Below are 15,520 nucleotides of genomic sequence, written 5' to 3'. Positions count from 1 at the left end.
GCCTCGCTCTCAGGCCCGGACCTGGGTCGTCGGGATCGCTGGCTCGCCGTGCGAGAGGTTCAACCCCTCCCACGGCAGGCTGCGCAGGCCCGAGGCCACCAGCTCCCGCGCCGCCGCCAGGTCCGCGTCGAACACCGCTTCGCCGCCGCGGACCAGCGGCGTCGTCACCGCCCGACACGGCTCGGTGGTCTCCGGGGGGCGGCCCGCCGGATAGACCACCTCCTCGGTGATCGTGCCGGTCGGGCGCGCCAGGCGCAGCGCCTCTTTGCGGCCGCCGTGGGATTCCTTGTGGCTGCTTCGCTTTTGCACGGGCATGCCGTCCACCTCGACCAGCTTGTAGACCATGCTCGCGGTCGGCGCGCCCGAGCCGGTGACCAGCGACGTGCCGACGCCGTAACTGTCGACCGGCTCGGCGCGCAGCGCGGCGATGCTGAACTCGTCGAGATCGCCGGACACCACGATGCGGGTTAGGCTGGCTCCCAGCCCGTCGAGCTGGTCGCGCACCTGCCGGGCGAGCACGCCGAGCTCACCGGAGTCGATGCGGACGGCGCCGAGCCCGGTGCCGGCGGCCGCCACCGCGTTGGCCACGCCGGTCGTCACGTCGTAGGTGTCTACCAGCAGCGTGGTGCCGGCGCCCAGCGCGTCGACCTGGGCCCGAAAAGCCGCGACCTCGTCCGGGCCGTCTCGATGCGTGTGCAGCATGGTGAACGCGTGCGCGGAGGTGCCTTCGGCGGGAATGCCGTACCGGCGCTGCGCCTCCAGGTTGGACGACGCGGCGAAGCCGGCGATGTAGGCGGCGCGGGCCGCGGCGACCGCCGCCTGCTCGTGGGTTCGGCGCGACCCCATCTCGACCAGCGGGCGATCCCCGGCGGCGCTGACCATGCGCGCCGCCGCCGAGGCGATCGCCGTGTCGTGGTTGAAGATCGACAGCGCCAACGTCTCGAGAACGACGCATTCGGCGAAGCTGCCGTGCACCGAAAGCACCGGCGATCCGGGGAAGTACAGCTCGCCTTCGGCGTAGCCGTCGATATCGCCGCCGAACCGGAAATCGCGCAGGTAAGCCACGGTGTCCGGGTCGAGGAAGCGGGCCAGCAATTCGCAGGCGTCGTCGTCGAACCTGAACTGCGGCAACGCTTCCAGGAGCCGGCCGGTCCCGGCGACCACGCCGTAGCGGCGCCCGTCGGGGAGCCGGCGGGCGAACAGTTCGAACGTGGTCCGGCGGTTGGCGGTGCCGTCGCGCAGCGCCGCCGCCAGCATGGTCAACTCGTACTTGTCGGTCAGTAGCCCGGCGAGGACCGGCTGGTTCATTCCGCAACGGTAACGGCTGGCGGCGACGGGGGTGTGTCTCGGTATCGTAGGGGCCATGGTTGTTGCGTCAGCGCCCACGAAACCGGGCACTACCGGGCAACGCGAGGCGGCTCCGGTGGACGTCACGGCCAGCCCGTGGGTCACCGTCGTGTGGGATGACCCGGTCAACCTGATGACCTATGTGACGTACGTCTTCCAGAAGTTGTTCGGCTACAGCGAGCCGCACGCCACCAAGCTGATGCTGCAGGTGCACAACGAGGGCAAGGCGGTGGTGTCGGCGGGCAGCCGGGAATCCATGGAAGTCGACGTGTCCAAGCTGCACGCCGCGGGTTTGTGGGCGACGCTGCAGCAGGACCGGTGAGGTTCCAGGTAATCCGGGACTCCTTGTGCGCAAATGGAAGCGCGTCGAGACCGCCAACGGTCCCCGTTTTCGGTCCGCCTTGGCCGCTCATGAGGCCGCCCTGCTCACCAACCTGGTGAGCGCGATGATCGGCCTGCTCGACGAACGCGAATCTTCCTCGCCCACAGACGAACTCGAGGAGATCACCGGCATCAAGACCGGCCATGCCGAACCGCCAGGTGATCCGACGCTGCGTCGGCTGCTGCCGGATTTCCACAATCCGGACGAACTCGACGACCAGGCGGCCGACCAAACGCTCGACGGCCTCAACGCCGCGCTGCGCAGCCTGCACGAGCCGGAGATCATCGCGGCCAAACGCGCTGCGGCGCAACGGGTCCTGGACACCGTTCCGGGCGATGGCGGCCGCTTCGAGCTGACCGAGGACGACGCGAACGCCTGGATCGCGGCGGTCAACGACCTCCGGCTGACGTTGGGGGTCATGCTCGAGATCGGGCCGGAGGGCCCGGAGCGCCTGCCGGCCGACCATCCACTGGCCGTGCACTTCGACGTCTACCAGTGGCTGACCGTCCTGCAGGAGTATCTGGTTTTGGCCTTGATGGGGCGCCGGTGATGTGGATGACGGCCGGATGAACGGCATCACCGACGTCGCGGGCATCCGTGTCGGCCACTACCAGCGGCTCGACCCCGACGCGTCGCTGGGCGCCGGGTGGGCCTGCGGGGTGACGGTCGTGCTGACGCCGCCCGGGACGGTCTGCGGTGTCGATTGCCGCGGGGGCGCGCCCGGCACCCGGGAGACCGATCTGCTGGATCCGGCCAACACCGTGCGGTTCGTCGACGCGGTGTTGCTCGCCGGCGGCAGCGCCTACGGCCTGGCCGCCGCCGACGGCGTCATGCGCTGGCTCGAGGAGAACGACCGCGGTGTGGCCATGGACGGCGGCGTCGTCCCCATCGTGCCGGGAGCGGTGATCTTCGACCTGCCGGTCGGCGGTTGGGACCGCCGGCCGACGGCCGACTTCGGGTACGCGGCCTGCGCCGCCGCCGGGGCCGGCGAGGTGGCCGTCGGGACCGTCGGCGCGGGGGTCGGCGCGCGGGCGGGGGTGCTCAAGGGCGGCGTCGGGTCGGCCTCGACGACGTTGCCGTCCGGGGTCACCGTCGGCGCCGTCGTCGTGGTGAACTGCGCCGGCGAGGTCGCGGACCGGGCGACCGGCCTGCCGTGGATGGCGGACCTGATCCGGGACTTCGCGCTGACGCCGCCGCCCGCCGAGCAGATCGACGCGTTCGCGCAGTTGCCGTCGCCGCTGAGCCCCGAGCACCCGCTGAACACCACCATCGCCGTGGTCGCGACCGACGCCGCGCTCAGCCCGGCCGCGTGCCGGCGCGTCGCGATCGCCGCCCAGGACGGCCTGGCCCGGACCATCCGCCCGGCGCACACCCCGGTGGACGGCGATACGGTGTTCGCGCTGGCGACGGGGGCGGTCGAGGTGGCCCCGGCCGTCGCTTCGAAGCCGCCGCCCGCCGCCTTCCTGCCCGAGACGGGGCTGGTCACCGAGGTCGGTGCGGCCGCGGCCGACTGCCTGGCCCGCGCGGTGCTGGCCGGGGTGTTCGCCGCCGAGTCGGTGGCCGGTATACCGACCTACCGCGACGTGTTGCCCGGAGCATTCGCCGGAAGGAAACCGTGACCTACTCGCGCCGCACCGACGTCAACCGGTGCCTATGCCGGTAGCCTGGACGATGCCGAGAACGCTCTAGAAGGGCAGCTATGGGCATGACGCGCCGGCGACGATGCAGAGCGCAGCGATGAGGAGGAGCGGCGCTCAATGAGCGGACATGTCGGCCAGCCGCGCACACCGGCACCCAAGTCGAAAAAACGACCCCAGTGGGTGGTCGGCGGGGCCACGATCCTCACCTTCGTGGCCCTGCTGTATCTGGTCGAGCTGATCGACCAGCTGATGGGCGGCCGACTGGATTCCAACGGCATCAGGCCGCTCACCCCCGACGGCCTCTGGGGCATCATCTTCGCGCCGGTTCTGCACGCCAACTGGCAGCACCTGATGGCCAACACGGTGCCGCTGCTGGTGCTCGGCTTCCTGATGACGCTGGCGGGATTGTCGCGCTTCGTCTGGGCCACGGTGATTGTCTGGGTGTTGGGCGGCTTCGGCACCTGGCTGATCGGCAACGTGGGAAGCGCTTGCGGGCCGACGGATCACATCGGGGCGTCCGGCCTCATCTTCGGCTGGCTCACGTTTTTGCTGGTCTTCGGGATATTCGTGCGCAAGTTCACCGACATCGTCATCGGGTTGGTGGTGTTGTTCGCCTACGGCGGGGTGCTGCTCGGCGCGATGCCGGTGCTCCACCAGTGCGGCGGGGTGTCCTGGCAGGGGCATCTGAGCGGTGCGGTCGCCGGCGTGGTGGCGGCCTATCTGCTCTCCGCCCCGGAGCGCAAGGCCCGCGAAAAGAAAGCCGGCGCGCGGCGGACCAAGACATGAGTTCGCCGTTGGCGCCCGTCGGGGTCTTCGACTCCGGCGTCGGGGGGCTGACCGTCGCGCGGGCGATCATCGACCAGCTGCCCGACGAGGACATGATCTACGTCGGCGACACGGCCAACGGTCCCTACGGCCCGCTCTCCATTTCCGAGGTGCGCGCGCACGCGCTGGCCATCGGTGACGACCTGGTCGACCGCGGCGTCAAGGCGCTGGTGATCGCCTGCAACACGGCGTCGGCGGCCTGCCTGCGCGACGCCCGGGAGCGCTACGACGTGCCCGTCGTCGAGGTGATCCTGCCGGCGGTGCGGCGCGCGGTCGCCACCACCCGCAACGGGCGCATCGGGGTCATCGGCACCCGGGCGACCATCAACTCGCACGCCTATCAGGACGCGTTCGCCGCCGCCCGGGACACAGAGATCACTGCGGTGGCCTGCCCGCGGTTCGTCGACTTCGTCGAGCGCGGGGTGACGAGCGGGCGCCAGGTGCTCGGGCTCGCGGAGGGCTACCTGGAGCCGCTGCAGCGTGCGCAGGTGGACACCCTGGTGCTCGGATGCACGCACTACCCGCTGCTGTCCGGGCTGATCCAACTGGCGATGGGCGAGAACGTCACGCTGGTGTCCAGCGCCGAGGAAACCGCCAAGGAGGTGCTGCGGGTGCTCACCGAAACGGACCTGCTGCGCCCGCATGACGCGCCGCCCGCCACGAGGGTTTTCGAGGCCACCGGCGACCCCGAGGCCTTCACCAAACTGGCCGCGCGGTTTCTGGGTCCCGCGGTGACCGGCGTGCAACCGGTGCATCAAACCCGCGCCCGCTAGCGCGCCGGGAGATTCTGGTCACACCAAAGCGGCCATGTTTTCTCCATCGCCCCATCGGGCATGGCACAGTAGTGTCCGTGCGAATAACCGTGCTCGGCTGCTCGGGCAGCGTGACCGGTCCGGATTCGCCTGCATCGGGTTATCTGCTTCGGGCACCGGATACCCCGCCGCTGGTACTCGACTTCGGCGGCGGTGTTTTGGGCGCGCTGCAGCGCTACGCCGATCCCGGTTCGGTGCACGTGTTGTTGTCACACCTGCACGCCGATCACTGCCTTGACGTACCGGGCCTGTTCGTGTGGCGCCGCTACCATCCGTCGAAGCCGCTCGGCAAGGCGCTGCTGTACGGCCCCGGCGACACCTGGTCCCGGCTGGGCGCCGCATCATCGCCCTACGGCGGCGAGATCGACGACTGCTCCGACATTTTCGACGTACGGCATTGGGTCGACGGCGAGCCGGTGACGTTCGGCGCGATTACGGTGACGCCGCGGGTGGTGGCACACCCCACCGAGTCGTACGGCTTGCGGATCACCGACCCCAGTGGTGCGTCGTTCGTCTACAGCGGCGACACCGGCCTCTGCGATCAGCTGGTCGAGCTGGCCCGCGGCGCCGACGTCTTCCTCTGCGAGGCCTCCTGGACACATGCGGCGGATCGGCCGCCCGCGCTGCACATGTCCGGCACGGAGGCCGGCCGGGTCGCGAGGCAGGCCGGCGTGCACGAGCTGCTGCTGACGCACATCCCACCGTGGACATCGCGCGAGGACGTGATCACCGAGGCCAAGGCCGAATTCGACGGTCCCGTGCACGCGGTGGTCTGCGGTGAGACGTTCGATGTCCGCCGCTCCGAAAGGGTCTGACCCCCCGGCGTTGGCTAGGGTTACTGGGTGTCCAAACGAGAAGACGGCCGCCTCGACGACGAGCTTCGCCCCGTCGTCATCACCCGCGGATTCACCGACCACCCGGCGGGTTCGGTACTGATCGAATTCGGCCACACCAAGGTCATGTGCACGGCCAGCGTGACCGAAGGGGTGCCGCGCTGGCGCAAGGGATCGGGGCTGGGCTGGCTGACCGCCGAGTACGCGATGCTGCCGTCGGCCACCCACACGCGCTCCGACCGCGAATCGGTCAAGGGCCGGCCGAGCGGGCGGACCCAGGAGATCAGCAGGCTGATCGGCCGGTCGCTGCGGGCGTGCATAGACCTGCGGGCGTTGGGGGAGAACACGATCGCCGTCGACTGCGACGTGTTGCAGGCCGACGGCGGTACCCGCACCGCGGCCATCACCGGCGCCTACGTTGCCCTGGCCGACGCGGTGACCTACCTGTCGGCGGCGGGCAAGCTTTCGGACCCGCGCCCGCTGTCGTGTGCCATCGCGGCCGTCAGCGTCGGCGTCGTCGACGGCCGGATCCGGGTCGACCTGCCCTACGAGGAGGACTCCCGCGCCGAGGTGGACATGAACGTCGTAGCCACCGACACCGGAACTTTGGTGGAGGTTCAGGGGACCGGCGAGGGCGCGACGTTCCCACGCTCGACGCTCGACAAGCTGCTGGACGTGGCGCTGGCCGCATGCGACAAGTTGTTCGCCGCCCAGACTGAGGCTCTGGCGCTGCCGTACCCCGGGGTGCTGCCCGAGGGACCGACGCCGTCGAAGGCGTTCGGCAGCTGATTCGACTGCTGGTCGCCAGCCGCAACCCCAAGAAGCTGGCCGAACTGCGCCGCGTGCTCGACGGCGCAGGTTTGTCGCGGTTGACGTTGGTTTCGCTGGACGACGTGGCGCCGTTTGACGAGGCGCCCGAAATCGGTGCGACGTTCGAAGACAACGCGCTGGCCAAGGCGCGCGATGGGTTCGGCGCGACAGGTCTGGCGTGCGTGGCCGACGACTCGGGCTTAGAGGTGGCCGCGATGAACGGGATGCCCGGCGTGCTGTCCGCGCGCTGGTCCGGCAACCACGGCGACGACGCGGCCAACACCGCGCTGCTGCTGGCGCAGTTGCGTGACGTTCCCGACGACCGGCGCGGCGCGGCGTTCGTGTCCGCCTGCGCGCTGGTGTCCGCGTCCGGGGAGGTTGTCGTCCGCGGCGAGTGGCCCGGCTCGATCGCGCGGGAGGCGCGCGGCGACGGCGGGTTCGGCTACGACCCGGTGTTCGTTCCCGACGGCAGCGACCGCACCGCGGCGGAGTTGAGCCCGGCGGAGAAGGATGCGGTGTCGCATCGCGGTCGCGCGCTCGCGCTGTTGGTGCCGGCGCTTGGGGCGCTCGCCTGAGCGGCGCCTGTAAGCACATACGCCACATCAGCCTCCGCAACGGAGCGGTTGACTTTCTGCCCGCCTCACAGCGACAGGCCGTCAACCGGAGTCGCTATGAGGCGGGCACAAAGGGTGTCGCCGCCGGGAGAGATGAAGTGGCAGATGTGACTCAAAGCCCGAAGCGCGCTTTGACGGCCTTCGTCTGGAAATGCTCGACGATGATGCCGAGCAGCGGGATGGTGCCGGAGAGCAGCACGCCGATGGTCTTGCCGATCGGCCAGCGCACCTTGATCGCGAGGTTGAACGCCGCCAACACGTAGGCGAAATAGACCCAGCCGTGCACGACTTCGATCCAGCGGATCTCGTGATGGAACGCCAGGTGCGAGACGATCTCGTAGCACAGCGCGATGAGCCACAGACCCGTCGTCCACGCCATCACCCGGTAGGCGAGCAACGCGGTGCGGATCTTCTCGACGGGAAAGGCGGGCGCGGGCGCGCCCGGCGTCTCGGGTGTGCTCATGCGGTGGTCCTGTTCTCCTTCTGTGCGTCTTTCTGGGCGAGCTCGGCGAGGTAAGCGTTGTACTCCCGCAGCGCGGGATCGTCGGTCGGTGGCGGCGCCGGCTTGGGCCGCTCGGGCAGCAGGCCCGCGGGTATCTCGGTCATCCCGGCGCTGTTGTGCGCTTGCGGCGGCTCCTCCTCGTAGCGCACGAACTTGCGGTACGCGTAGACGCAGAACCAGGCGAACAGCGGCCACTGCAGCGCGTAGCCCAGGTTCTGGTAGGTGCCAGAGACCGACTGAAACCTCGTCCACTGCCACCAGCCCAGGGCCAGACAGCCGCACGCCGCGACGATCACCAAAGCGATCAGCGCGGGCCTGCGACGGCGGGTAGTCGGCACCCCTTGAACGTACCGCTCACGATTTCGGCCCGACGAATTCGTCGAGGCGCGCGGTACGATCGGCTCCGCCGCGGGCGTGGCGAAATTGGCAGACGCGATGGTTTTAGGTGCCATTGCTCGAAAGAGCTTGAGGGTTCGAGTCCCTCCGCCCGCACCCATGTTTATGCGCCAAATAACGGTTACTGGCTAGAGGGGTTGCCTTAACTCCCTTAGCTGCCCTAGGGCGTAAGACCCTCCCAATCTGGGTACTTCTTTTGACTGTTGGGCACGTGAGCGTGCCCGAGCATTTAGGTAGAAGGAGCCGCCCAGGTGGGCTGGCATCATGCAAATCAGGCCGGAGTGCCGGGCGGGGCGACCGGCACGTGAATCGCGACGACGACCGGAACCTCACTGAAGCAGTTGGCGAGACCACTGCTGATTTTGGCGACCAGTTCCTTGATGAATCTGATGACGGTTCGACCGCTGCCGTGGCGGAAACTGTCGAAGCATTGCCGAGCGGATCGGCACTGCTCGTCGTGAAGCGTGGCCCGAACGCCGGTTCTCGATTCTTGCTCGATCAGCCAGTCACCTCGGCGGGACGCCATCCCGACAGCGAGATTCTGCTGGACGACATCACCGTGAGCCGTCGCCATGCCGAGTTTCGCCTCGCAGAGGACGGTAGCTGGACCGTCGCCGACGTCGGAAGCCTCAACGGCACATACGTTAACCGTCGGCCGGTGGACTCAGCGGTGCTGGCGAACAACGATCAAGTGCAGATCGGTAAGTTCCGGCTCGTCTTCCTGACCGGATAAGTCGGACGGGCGACGTCGATAATCCAGCCCGACACGTCGTCGCGTCGGCGCCAAACGGCCCCACGTTTCGTCGCCCACTGCGCGGGTAACCGCGTTGAACCGCAATTAGGAAGGCGCGTCATGGCCACCGCACAGGACCCACTCGAGCAAGCCATCGACCGCGCGGAAAGCCGGGCTGCCGCGGCTCGCGAACGGGCCGCCCTTGCCGGCCTGTCGGCGGCCCGCAGCTTCGAGGAGTCCGCGCGCCAGCACGAGCGAGTCGCGCAGGTGCAAGACGTGACTGTCGCACAAGGCGTGTCCGACACGGAGGAGCACCGCAAATCCGCCTCCCGCCACCGTCAGGCGGCGGCCGAAGATCGAGCGCTGGCACAGCTGAAGCGAAAAGAGTCCGAGGCTGACTTGTCTCTAGACATCGACTGAAGGTACTTCGGTATACACCAAGTCGTCTCGTGTCGAATGCCGCCCGAACCCGCTCACGGGAACAACGCGCAGGCCACACGCGTCTGGGTGCCGCCGGCGGAGTCGCTCAGAGAACAGGTGTTTATCGAACGAGCCCGTTGGGAAGCCGATGGGGAAGCGTGAGCCGACCGGCCCACGTGTAACCCTGATCAGACCGCTGGGATGACTTATGGTTTCTCCGCTTCGCAGCCTCACTCGATGGAGCACGGCGCCCGCGAAGGGCGTGCAGACCGCCAGATCCTGGGTCAACGTGCCGCGCGGGCTTGCCGCCAGGGCGACCACCCCGCTACTGCCCGACGACTACCTCAAGCTGCTCAACCCGCTGTGGTCGGCGCGCGAGTTGCGCGGCCTCATCGTCGACGTTCGACCCGAGACCGCGGACTCGGCGACCGTCACGATCAAGCCCGGCTGGGGTTTTTCGGGGCGGTACAAGCCGGGCCAGTACGTCGGCATCGGCCTGCGGATCGACGGCCGGTGGCACTGGCGGTCCTATTCCTTGACGTCGGTCCCGCGCCGCGACAACAAGAACATCACCATCACCGTGAAGGCCACCCCCGAGGGCTTCTTGTCGACGCACCTCGTCAAGGGCGTCAAGCCGGGCACCATCGTGCGCCTGGCCTCACCCAAGGGAGAATTCGCGCTGCCGGACCCCGCGCCGGCCAAGATCCTGTTCATCACCGCCGGCAGTGGCATCACCCCGGTGATGGCCATGCTGCGCATGCTCAAGTCGCGCGGACAGCAGGCGGACATCGTGCACATCCACTCGGCACCGAGCGCCGACGACGTGATCTTCCATGACGAGCTGCGCGAGCTGGAAAAGGCACAGCCGGGATATCGACTTCATTTGCAGCTCACCAAAACTCAGGGTCACTTCGAATTCGAAGACCTCGCGGATATCGTGCCCGACTGGCAGGACCGCCCGGCCTGGGTGTGCGGCCCGAACTCCTTGTTGGACGCCGCCGAAGAGACGTGGAAAGGCGCTGACTCCAGCGATCAGCTGCACATGGAGCGCTTCACGATCGCCGCCACGGACAAGGGCGGCGAAGGCGGAACGGTCACCTTCGCCATCTCCGACAAGACCGTCGAAATCGACGGCGCCACATCGATTATGGAGGCCGGCGAACAGGTGGGCATCCAGATGCCCTTCGGCTGCCGGATGGGTATCTGCCAGACGTGCGTGCTGCCGCTGGAGGCGGGGCACGTGCGCGACTTCCGGTCGGGGACCGAACACGGCGCGGGCGACCGCATCCAAACCTGCATCTCCACGGCATCCGGAGACTGCACCATCAAGATCTAGGGGAAAACCGATGGCAATCACCGACATCAAGGAATACGCACACCTGACCACCGAGGACGTGGAGCAGCTTGCGCAGGAGCTCGATGCGATCCGCGCCGAGATCGAGGAGTCCCGCGGCGAGCGCGACGCGCGCTACATTCGCCGCTCCGTCCAGTTGCAGCGCGCGCTGGCCGCCGGCGCGCGAATCGTGTTGTTCGCCAGCCACAACAAGCTGGCCTGGCTCACCGGCACCGCGATGCTCGCGTCGGCGAAAATCATCGAGAATATGGAGCTGGGCCACAACATCATCCACGGCCAGTGGGACTGGATGAACGACCCGGAGATCCACTCCACGGAGTGGGAATGGGACACCACCTGCCCGAGCGCGCAGTGGAAGCATTCCCACAATTTCGTCCACCACAAGTACACGAACGTCGTCGGCCTCGACGCCGACGTGGGCTACGGCATCATGCGCGTCACCCGCGACGAGCCGTGGGAACCCTGGATGCTCGGCAACCCGATCTACAACATGCTGCTGGGCACGTTCTTTCAGTACGGCGTCGCGTTGCACCACATCGAGACCGCGAAGCTGCGCAAAAAGCAGAAGAGCTACGCCGAGGCGGCCAAGGATCTGCGGGTGATCATGAAAAAGGTGGTCAGGCAGGAGGGCAAGGACTACCTGATCTTCCCCGCGCTGACCGGCCGCAACTGGAAGCGCACCATCAAAGCCAACATGACCGCCAACCTGATCCGCAACATCTGGGCCTACATGGTCATCTTCTGCGGCCACTTCCCCGACGGCGCGGAGAAATTCACCGTCGACGAGTTCGAGAACGAGACCCACGGGGAGTGGTACCTGCGCCAGATGCTGGGATCGGCGAACTTCAACGCCGGCCCGCTGATGGCCTTCATGAGCGGCAACCTCTGCTACCAGATCGAGCACCACCTGTTCCCGGACCTGCCCAGCAACCGCTACGCGGAGATCGCCGTGCGGGTGCGCGAGCTGTGCGACAAATACGACTTGCCCTACACCACGGGATCCCTTGGCCGCCAATACCTGCAGACGTTCTGGACGATCCTCAAGCTCGCCCTGCCCGACAAACTTCTGCAGGCGACGCCCGACGACGCACGCGAGACGCGCTCGGAGCTGAAGTTCCGCGTCCGCGAGGGGCTGCGGGACAGCTTCGTCGATCCGCAGACGGGCAAACGTCGCGGCCTGCGCACCGCCCTGCGCGAGTTGCGGGGGGCTCGGCGGGCGGCGTAGCCGGCACCATCGACCCAGGCTCGACCGGCGCGAGAAAGTTCGAGTAGAGCCCACGGTGTCGTCGATCTCGCCGCGAACGGGCCCCGGGCGGGCGGCGTAGCGGGCACCGTCAGGTTGACCTTTGGTAAGGCAACCCTTAGTTTGTGGTTACTTACCTACTCGGAGGGTCGCTGAATGCAGTCGGTTGCGTCTTGTCGGGGCGGCCGGCCGCCGCTGATCGCTGAGACAGAGGTCGTCGGGGCGGATCGCTAAATGGCGCGCGGATTTCAAGGGGTGATGCTGCGCAGCTTCGGCGCCCGCGACCACACCGCGACGGTCATCGAAACCGTCCCCATCGCGCCCCATTTCGTGCGGGTGCGAATGCAATCACCCACGCTGTTCGACGAGGTGGAGGCCGAACCCGCGGCCTGGCTACGGTTCTGGTTCCCGGACCCCGACGGATCGAGAACCGAGTTCCAGCGCGCCTACACGATCTCGGAGGCGGACGTCGCCACCGGCCGCTTCGCCGTCGACGTCGTCCTGCACGAGCCGGCGGGCCCGGCCTCGTTGTGGGCACGAACGGTGCAACCCGGCGCGACGATCGCGGTCATGTCGCTGATGGGCTCGTCGCGCTTCGACGCGCCCGACGAGCAGCCGGCCGGCTACCTGTTGATCGGGGATTCGGCGTCGATACCCGGGATCAACGGAATCGTCGGAACCGTCCCCGACGATGTCCCGATCGAGGTGTACCTCGAGCAGCACGACGACAACGACACACTGATCCCGCTCGCGAAACACCCACGGCTGCGGGTGCATTGGGTCCCGCGCCGCGACGAGAAGTCGCTGGCCGCGGCAATCGAGAGCAGGGACTGGTCGAACTGGTACGCGTGGGCCACGCCCGAGGCGACAGCGCTCAAGCACGTCCGCACACGGTTGCGCGACGAGTTCGGGTTTCCCAAGTCCGAGATTCACGCCCAGGCCTATTGGAGCGCCGGGCGAGCAATGGGCACCAGCCGCGGCGACGAAGCGGAAACCTCAGAAACTCCAATGCCCCAACCGGAACCGGCGACACCATCGCCGCCGCCCCGCGGCAGCTGGCGAGCCCAGGGCGCGGGCCGGTTGCTCGCGCCGCTACGGCCGGCGCTCATCGTCTCCGGCGTGCTGCAGGCGGTGATCACGCTGGTGCAGCTGGCGCCGTTCGTGCTCCTGGTCGAGTTGGCGCGGCTGCTGGTGTCCGGCGCCGGCGAGCAGCGGCTGTGGACGTTGGGCGTCGCGGTGGTTTCGCTGCTGGGGCTCGGCACCATGCTCGGCGCCGCGCTCACGCTGTGGCTGCATGTCGTCGACGCGCGCTTCGCAAGTGACTTGCGCTCACGGCTGTTGACCAAGTTGTCCCGGCTGCCGCTGGGTTGGTTCACGGCCCGCGGGTCGGGGTCGATCAAGCAGCTGGTGCAGGACGACACGCTGGCGTTGCACTATCTGGTCACCCACGCCATCCCGGACGCGGTCGCCGCCGTCGTCGCGCCGGTGGCGGTGCTCATCTACCTCTTCGTCGTCGACTGGCGGGTGGCGCTGGTGTTGTTCGCGCCGGTCCTGGTCTATCTGGTGCTGACGTCGTCGATCACGATTCAGTCGGGCCCACGCATCCCGCAGTCGCAGCGCTGGGCGGAGCGAATGAGCGGGGAGGCCGGCGCGTATCTCGAAGGGCAGCCGGTGATTCGGGTCTTCGGCGGTGCCGCGGCCTCCAGCTTCCGCCGCCGCCTCGACGAGTATGTCGGCTTCCTGGCGGCCTGGCAGCGTCCCCTCGCCGGCAAGAAGACGCTGATGGATCTGGCCACGCGTCCCGCGACGTTCCTGTGGCTCATCGCGGCGGCCGGCACCCTGCTTATCGCGGGCGGGCGGATGGATCCGGTCGACCTGCTGCCGTTCCTGTTGCTGGGCACCACGTTTGGCGCGCGCCTGCTCGGCATCGCTTACGGGCTCGGTGGCATCCGCGCCGGGATGCTGGCCGCCCGGCGGCTGCAGAACGCGCTCGACGAGCCCGAACTCGAGGTGCGAGGGCAGGACGCGCTCCGTGGCGACGCGCCGGCGACTGTGGTGTTCGATCGCGTCGGCTTCGGGTATCGGCCCGGCGTTCCGGTGATCCGGGACGTGTCGTTGACGCTGCGGCCCGGCACCGTGACCGCGCTGGTCGGCCCGTCGGGTTCGGGGAAGTCGACGCTGGCCGCGCTGCTGGCCCGATTCCACGATGTCGAGCAGGGCGCGATACGGGTTGGGGGACAAGACATTCGGTCGCTGAGCGCCGACGAGCTCTACACGCGCGTCGGCTTTGTGCTGCAGGAAACCCTGCTGGTGCACGGCACGGTCGCGCAGAACATCGCGCTGGCCGTCCCCGATGCCACCGCCGCGCAGATCGAGGCCGCGGCGCGCGAGGCCCAAATCCACAACCGCATCGTGCGACTGCCGCAGGGCTACGACACGATGTTGGGTGCGGGCAGCGGGTTGTCGGGCGGCGAACGTCAACGGCTCACCATCGCCCGCGCCATCCTCGCCGACACCCCGGTCCTGATCCTCGACGAGGCCACGGCCTTCGCCGACCCGGAATCGGAATACCTTGTGCAGCAAGCGCTCAACCGGCTCACCCGGGACCGGACGGTCCTGGTGATCGCCCACCGGCTGCACACCATCACCCGCGCCGACCAGATCGTCGTTCTCGATGAGGGCCGGATCGCCGAACGGGGCACCCATGACGAATTGCTCGTCGCGGATGGACGCTATCGCCGGCTGTGGGATACGGGCCACGGCAGCGCGGTCCCGGCGGCCGCGGCGGGGGAGGCGACGCGGTGATCCGCACCTGGATCGGCCTGGTTCCGAAAGAGCGCCGCGCCAAGGTGTTTTCGTACGCCGCGCTCGCCCTGATCTCCGTGGTGGCGCGGGCGGTGGCCACGGTGCTGCTCGTCCCGCTGGTGGGCGCGCTGTTCGGCGCCGAGCCGCACCGCGCACTGGTGTGGCTGGGCTGGCTCACGGCCGCGACCGTGGCCGGCTGGGCGATCGACGCAGCGACCGCGCGCATCGGCCTGGATCTCGGCTTCGCCGTGCTCGACCACAGCCAGCACGATGTGGCGGACCGTCTTCCGGATGTCCGGCTGGACTGGTTCACCGCCGAAAACACCGCGACCGCACGGCAGGCGATCGCGGCGACGGGCCCGGAACTCGTGGGCCTGGTGGTCAACCTGCTGACGCCGCTCGTCACGGCGATCCTGCTGCCGGCGGCCATCGCGCTGGCGCTGCTGCCGGTGTCTTGGCAGCTGGGCCTGGCCGCGCTCGGCGGCGTGCCGTTGCTGCTGGGCGCGTTGTGGGGCTCCGCGCGGCTGGCGCGCCGCGCCGACGGCGCGGCCGCTGCGGCCAACACAGCACTCACCGAACGGATCATCGAGTTCGCCCGAACCCAGCAGGCGTTGCGGGCCGCGCGGCGCGCCGAGCCCGCCCGCAGCCTGGTGGGCGCGGCGCTGGCCGCACAGCGCGGGGCGACGATGCGGCTGCTGGCCATGCAGGTTCCGGGTCAGCTGCTGTTCAGCGCCGCGAGCCAGTTGGCCCTCATCCTGCTGGCGGGCACGACGACGGTGCTGGCGCTGAGCGGGACCCTGAGCG

The 15,520-nt window shown here is 68.7% G+C and carries 16 protein-coding genes, 1 tRNA gene and 2 pseudogenes; 16 read left to right on the top strand and 3 right to left on the bottom strand.

Annotated features, from left to right (window positions below; genetic code table 11):
* Positions 1-9 precede the first annotated feature (9 nt).
* Positions 10-1,365: a nicotinate phosphoribosyltransferase gene (locus A5712_RS17685; protein ID WP_369830403.1), complete on the bottom strand. Its 1,356-nt coding sequence runs from the start codon at positions 1,363-1,365 to the stop codon at positions 10-12.
* Here A5712_RS17685 and clpS point away from each other — a divergent pair.
* The 9 genes and pseudogenes from clpS (at position 1,364) to rdgB (ending at position 7,224) form a co-directional block, all read left to right on the top strand.
* The gene (gene clpS, locus A5712_RS17680) at positions 1,364-1,669 is read left to right on the top strand and encodes an ATP-dependent Clp protease adapter ClpS (RefSeq protein ID WP_068107591.1); all 306 of its coding nucleotides are present in this window, start codon (positions 1,364-1,366) and stop codon (positions 1,667-1,669) included. The genes A5712_RS17685 and clpS overlap by 2 nt on opposite strands.
* A 25-nt stretch (positions 1,670-1,694) precedes the next feature.
* Complete coding sequence (locus tag A5712_RS17675) at positions 1,695-2,279, top strand: DUF2017 domain-containing protein (RefSeq protein ID WP_068107589.1); 585 nt, start codon at positions 1,695-1,697, stop codon at positions 2,277-2,279.
* A 16-nt stretch (positions 2,280-2,295) separates the two neighbouring features.
* Entirely contained in the window at positions 2,296-3,348 is a 1,053-nt protein-coding gene (locus tag A5712_RS17670) for a P1 family peptidase (protein ID WP_068107605.1), read from the top strand.
* 21 nt (positions 3,349-3,369) lie between these two features.
* Positions 3,370-3,438 (top strand): annotated as a pseudogene (locus A5712_RS32025) (hypothetical protein); the annotation flags it as partial.
* 48 nt (positions 3,439-3,486) lie between these two features.
* Entirely contained in the window at positions 3,487-4,155 is a 669-nt protein-coding gene (locus A5712_RS17665; RefSeq protein WP_068107587.1) for a rhomboid family intramembrane serine protease, read from the top strand.
* Positions 4,152-4,967: a glutamate racemase gene (gene murI, locus A5712_RS17660; RefSeq protein WP_068107585.1), complete on the top strand. Its 816-nt coding sequence runs from the start codon at positions 4,152-4,154 to the stop codon at positions 4,965-4,967. Before A5712_RS17665 ends, murI begins: the two co-directional genes overlap by 4 nt.
* A gap of 71 nt (positions 4,968-5,038) precedes the next feature.
* Complete coding sequence (locus A5712_RS17655) at positions 5,039-5,821, top strand: cyclic nucleotide-degrading phosphodiesterase (RefSeq protein ID WP_068107583.1); 783 nt, start codon at positions 5,039-5,041, stop codon at positions 5,819-5,821.
* A gap of 27 nt (positions 5,822-5,848) precedes the next feature.
* Complete coding sequence (gene rph / locus A5712_RS17650) at positions 5,849-6,628, top strand: ribonuclease PH (protein WP_067149446.1); 780 nt, start codon at positions 5,849-5,851, stop codon at positions 6,626-6,628.
* On the top strand, positions 6,625-7,224 hold the full coding sequence (rdgB, locus tag A5712_RS17645) for an RdgB/HAM1 family non-canonical purine NTP pyrophosphatase (protein ID WP_068107581.1): 600 nt from the start codon (positions 6,625-6,627) through the stop codon (positions 7,222-7,224). Before rph ends, rdgB begins: the two co-directional genes overlap by 4 nt.
* Positions 7,225-7,375: 151 nt before the next feature.
* Here the strand turns inward: rdgB and A5712_RS17640 are convergent, their stop codons facing one another.
* Complete coding sequence (locus A5712_RS17640) at positions 7,376-7,726, bottom strand: DUF3817 domain-containing protein (protein WP_068107579.1); 351 nt, start codon at positions 7,724-7,726, stop codon at positions 7,376-7,378.
* Positions 7,723-8,103 carry a hypothetical protein gene (locus tag A5712_RS17635; protein WP_068107576.1) on the bottom strand — a complete coding sequence of 127 codons (381 nt, stop codon included), beginning with the start codon at positions 8,101-8,103 and terminating at the stop codon, positions 7,723-7,725. The genes A5712_RS17640 and A5712_RS17635 overlap by 4 nt, the downstream gene beginning before the upstream one ends.
* 70 nt (positions 8,104-8,173) lie before the next feature.
* On the opposite strand from A5712_RS17635, the gene A5712_RS17630 reads away from it, so the two are divergent.
* The 7 genes and pseudogenes from A5712_RS17630 to A5712_RS17600 all read left to right on the top strand — a co-directional run.
* Positions 8,174-8,257, top strand: a tRNA-Leu gene (locus A5712_RS17630).
* Between the two features lie 208 nt (positions 8,258-8,465).
* Positions 8,466-8,894, top strand: coding sequence for an FHA domain-containing protein (locus A5712_RS17625; protein ID WP_068107575.1), 429 nt, complete (start codon positions 8,466-8,468; stop codon positions 8,892-8,894).
* 120 nt (positions 8,895-9,014) lie between these two features.
* The gene (locus A5712_RS17620) at positions 9,015-9,314 is read left to right on the top strand and encodes a hypothetical protein (RefSeq protein WP_068107572.1); all 300 of its coding nucleotides are present in this window, start codon (positions 9,015-9,017) and stop codon (positions 9,312-9,314) included.
* 208 nt (positions 9,315-9,522) lie between these two features.
* Complete coding sequence (locus tag A5712_RS17615; protein ID WP_068107570.1) at positions 9,523-10,650, top strand: ferredoxin reductase; 1,128 nt, start codon at positions 9,523-9,525, stop codon at positions 10,648-10,650.
* Between the two features lie 10 nt (positions 10,651-10,660).
* A complete protein-coding gene (locus A5712_RS17610; protein ID WP_068107567.1) occupies positions 10,661-11,893 on the top strand; it encodes a fatty acid desaturase in 1,233 nt (410 codons plus the stop codon).
* Positions 11,894-12,145: 252 nt separating this feature from the next.
* Positions 12,146-14,716 (top strand): ABC transporter ATP-binding protein/permease, encoded by a 2,571-nt coding sequence (locus A5712_RS17605; RefSeq protein WP_068107564.1) that lies wholly within the window; start codon positions 12,146-12,148, stop codon positions 14,714-14,716.
* Positions 14,713-15,520 (top strand): annotated as a pseudogene (locus A5712_RS17600) (iron ABC transporter permease); the annotation flags it as partial. The gene A5712_RS17605 and the pseudogene A5712_RS17600, both read left to right, overlap by 4 nt.

Origin of the sequence: Mycobacterium sp. E2327 (genome assembly GCF_001672675.1) — a bacterium.
In the GTDB taxonomy this organism is placed as follows: Bacteria; Actinomycetota; Actinomycetes; order Mycobacteriales; family Mycobacteriaceae; genus Mycobacterium.
Note: the sequence above shows the minus strand (reverse complement) of the source record. Positions and strands in the feature narration are given on the sequence as shown.

What these genes read in the sequence shown, in the direction of transcription:
- A5712_RS17640 (WP_068107579.1), bottom strand. Translation starts at nt 7,726, where the DNA reads ATGAGCACACCCGAGACGCCGGGCGCGCCCGCGCCCGCCTTTCCCGTC.
- murI (WP_068107585.1), top strand. Translation starts at nt 4,152, where the DNA reads ATGAGTTCGCCGTTGGCGCCCGTCGGGGTCTTCGACTCCGGCGTCGGG.
- A5712_RS17610 (WP_068107567.1), top strand. Translation starts at nt 10,661, where the DNA reads ATGGCAATCACCGACATCAAGGAATACGCACACCTGACCACCGAGGAC.
- A5712_RS17605 (WP_068107564.1), top strand. Translation starts at nt 12,146, where the DNA reads ATGGCGCGCGGATTTCAAGGGGTGATGCTGCGCAGCTTCGGCGCCCGC.
- A5712_RS17685 (WP_369830403.1), bottom strand. Translation starts at nt 1,365, where the DNA reads ATGGCCCCTACGATACCGAGACACACCCCCGTCGCCGCCAGCCGTTAC.
- A5712_RS17665 (WP_068107587.1), top strand. Translation starts at nt 3,487, where the DNA reads ATGAGCGGACATGTCGGCCAGCCGCGCACACCGGCACCCAAGTCGAAA.
- A5712_RS17620 (WP_068107572.1), top strand. Translation starts at nt 9,015, where the DNA reads ATGGCCACCGCACAGGACCCACTCGAGCAAGCCATCGACCGCGCGGAA.
- A5712_RS17670 (WP_068107605.1), top strand. Translation starts at nt 2,296, where the DNA reads ATGAACGGCATCACCGACGTCGCGGGCATCCGTGTCGGCCACTACCAG.
- A5712_RS17615 (WP_068107570.1), top strand. Translation starts at nt 9,523, where the DNA reads ATGGTTTCTCCGCTTCGCAGCCTCACTCGATGGAGCACGGCGCCCGCG.
- clpS (WP_068107591.1), top strand. Translation starts at nt 1,364, where the DNA reads ATGGTTGTTGCGTCAGCGCCCACGAAACCGGGCACTACCGGGCAACGC.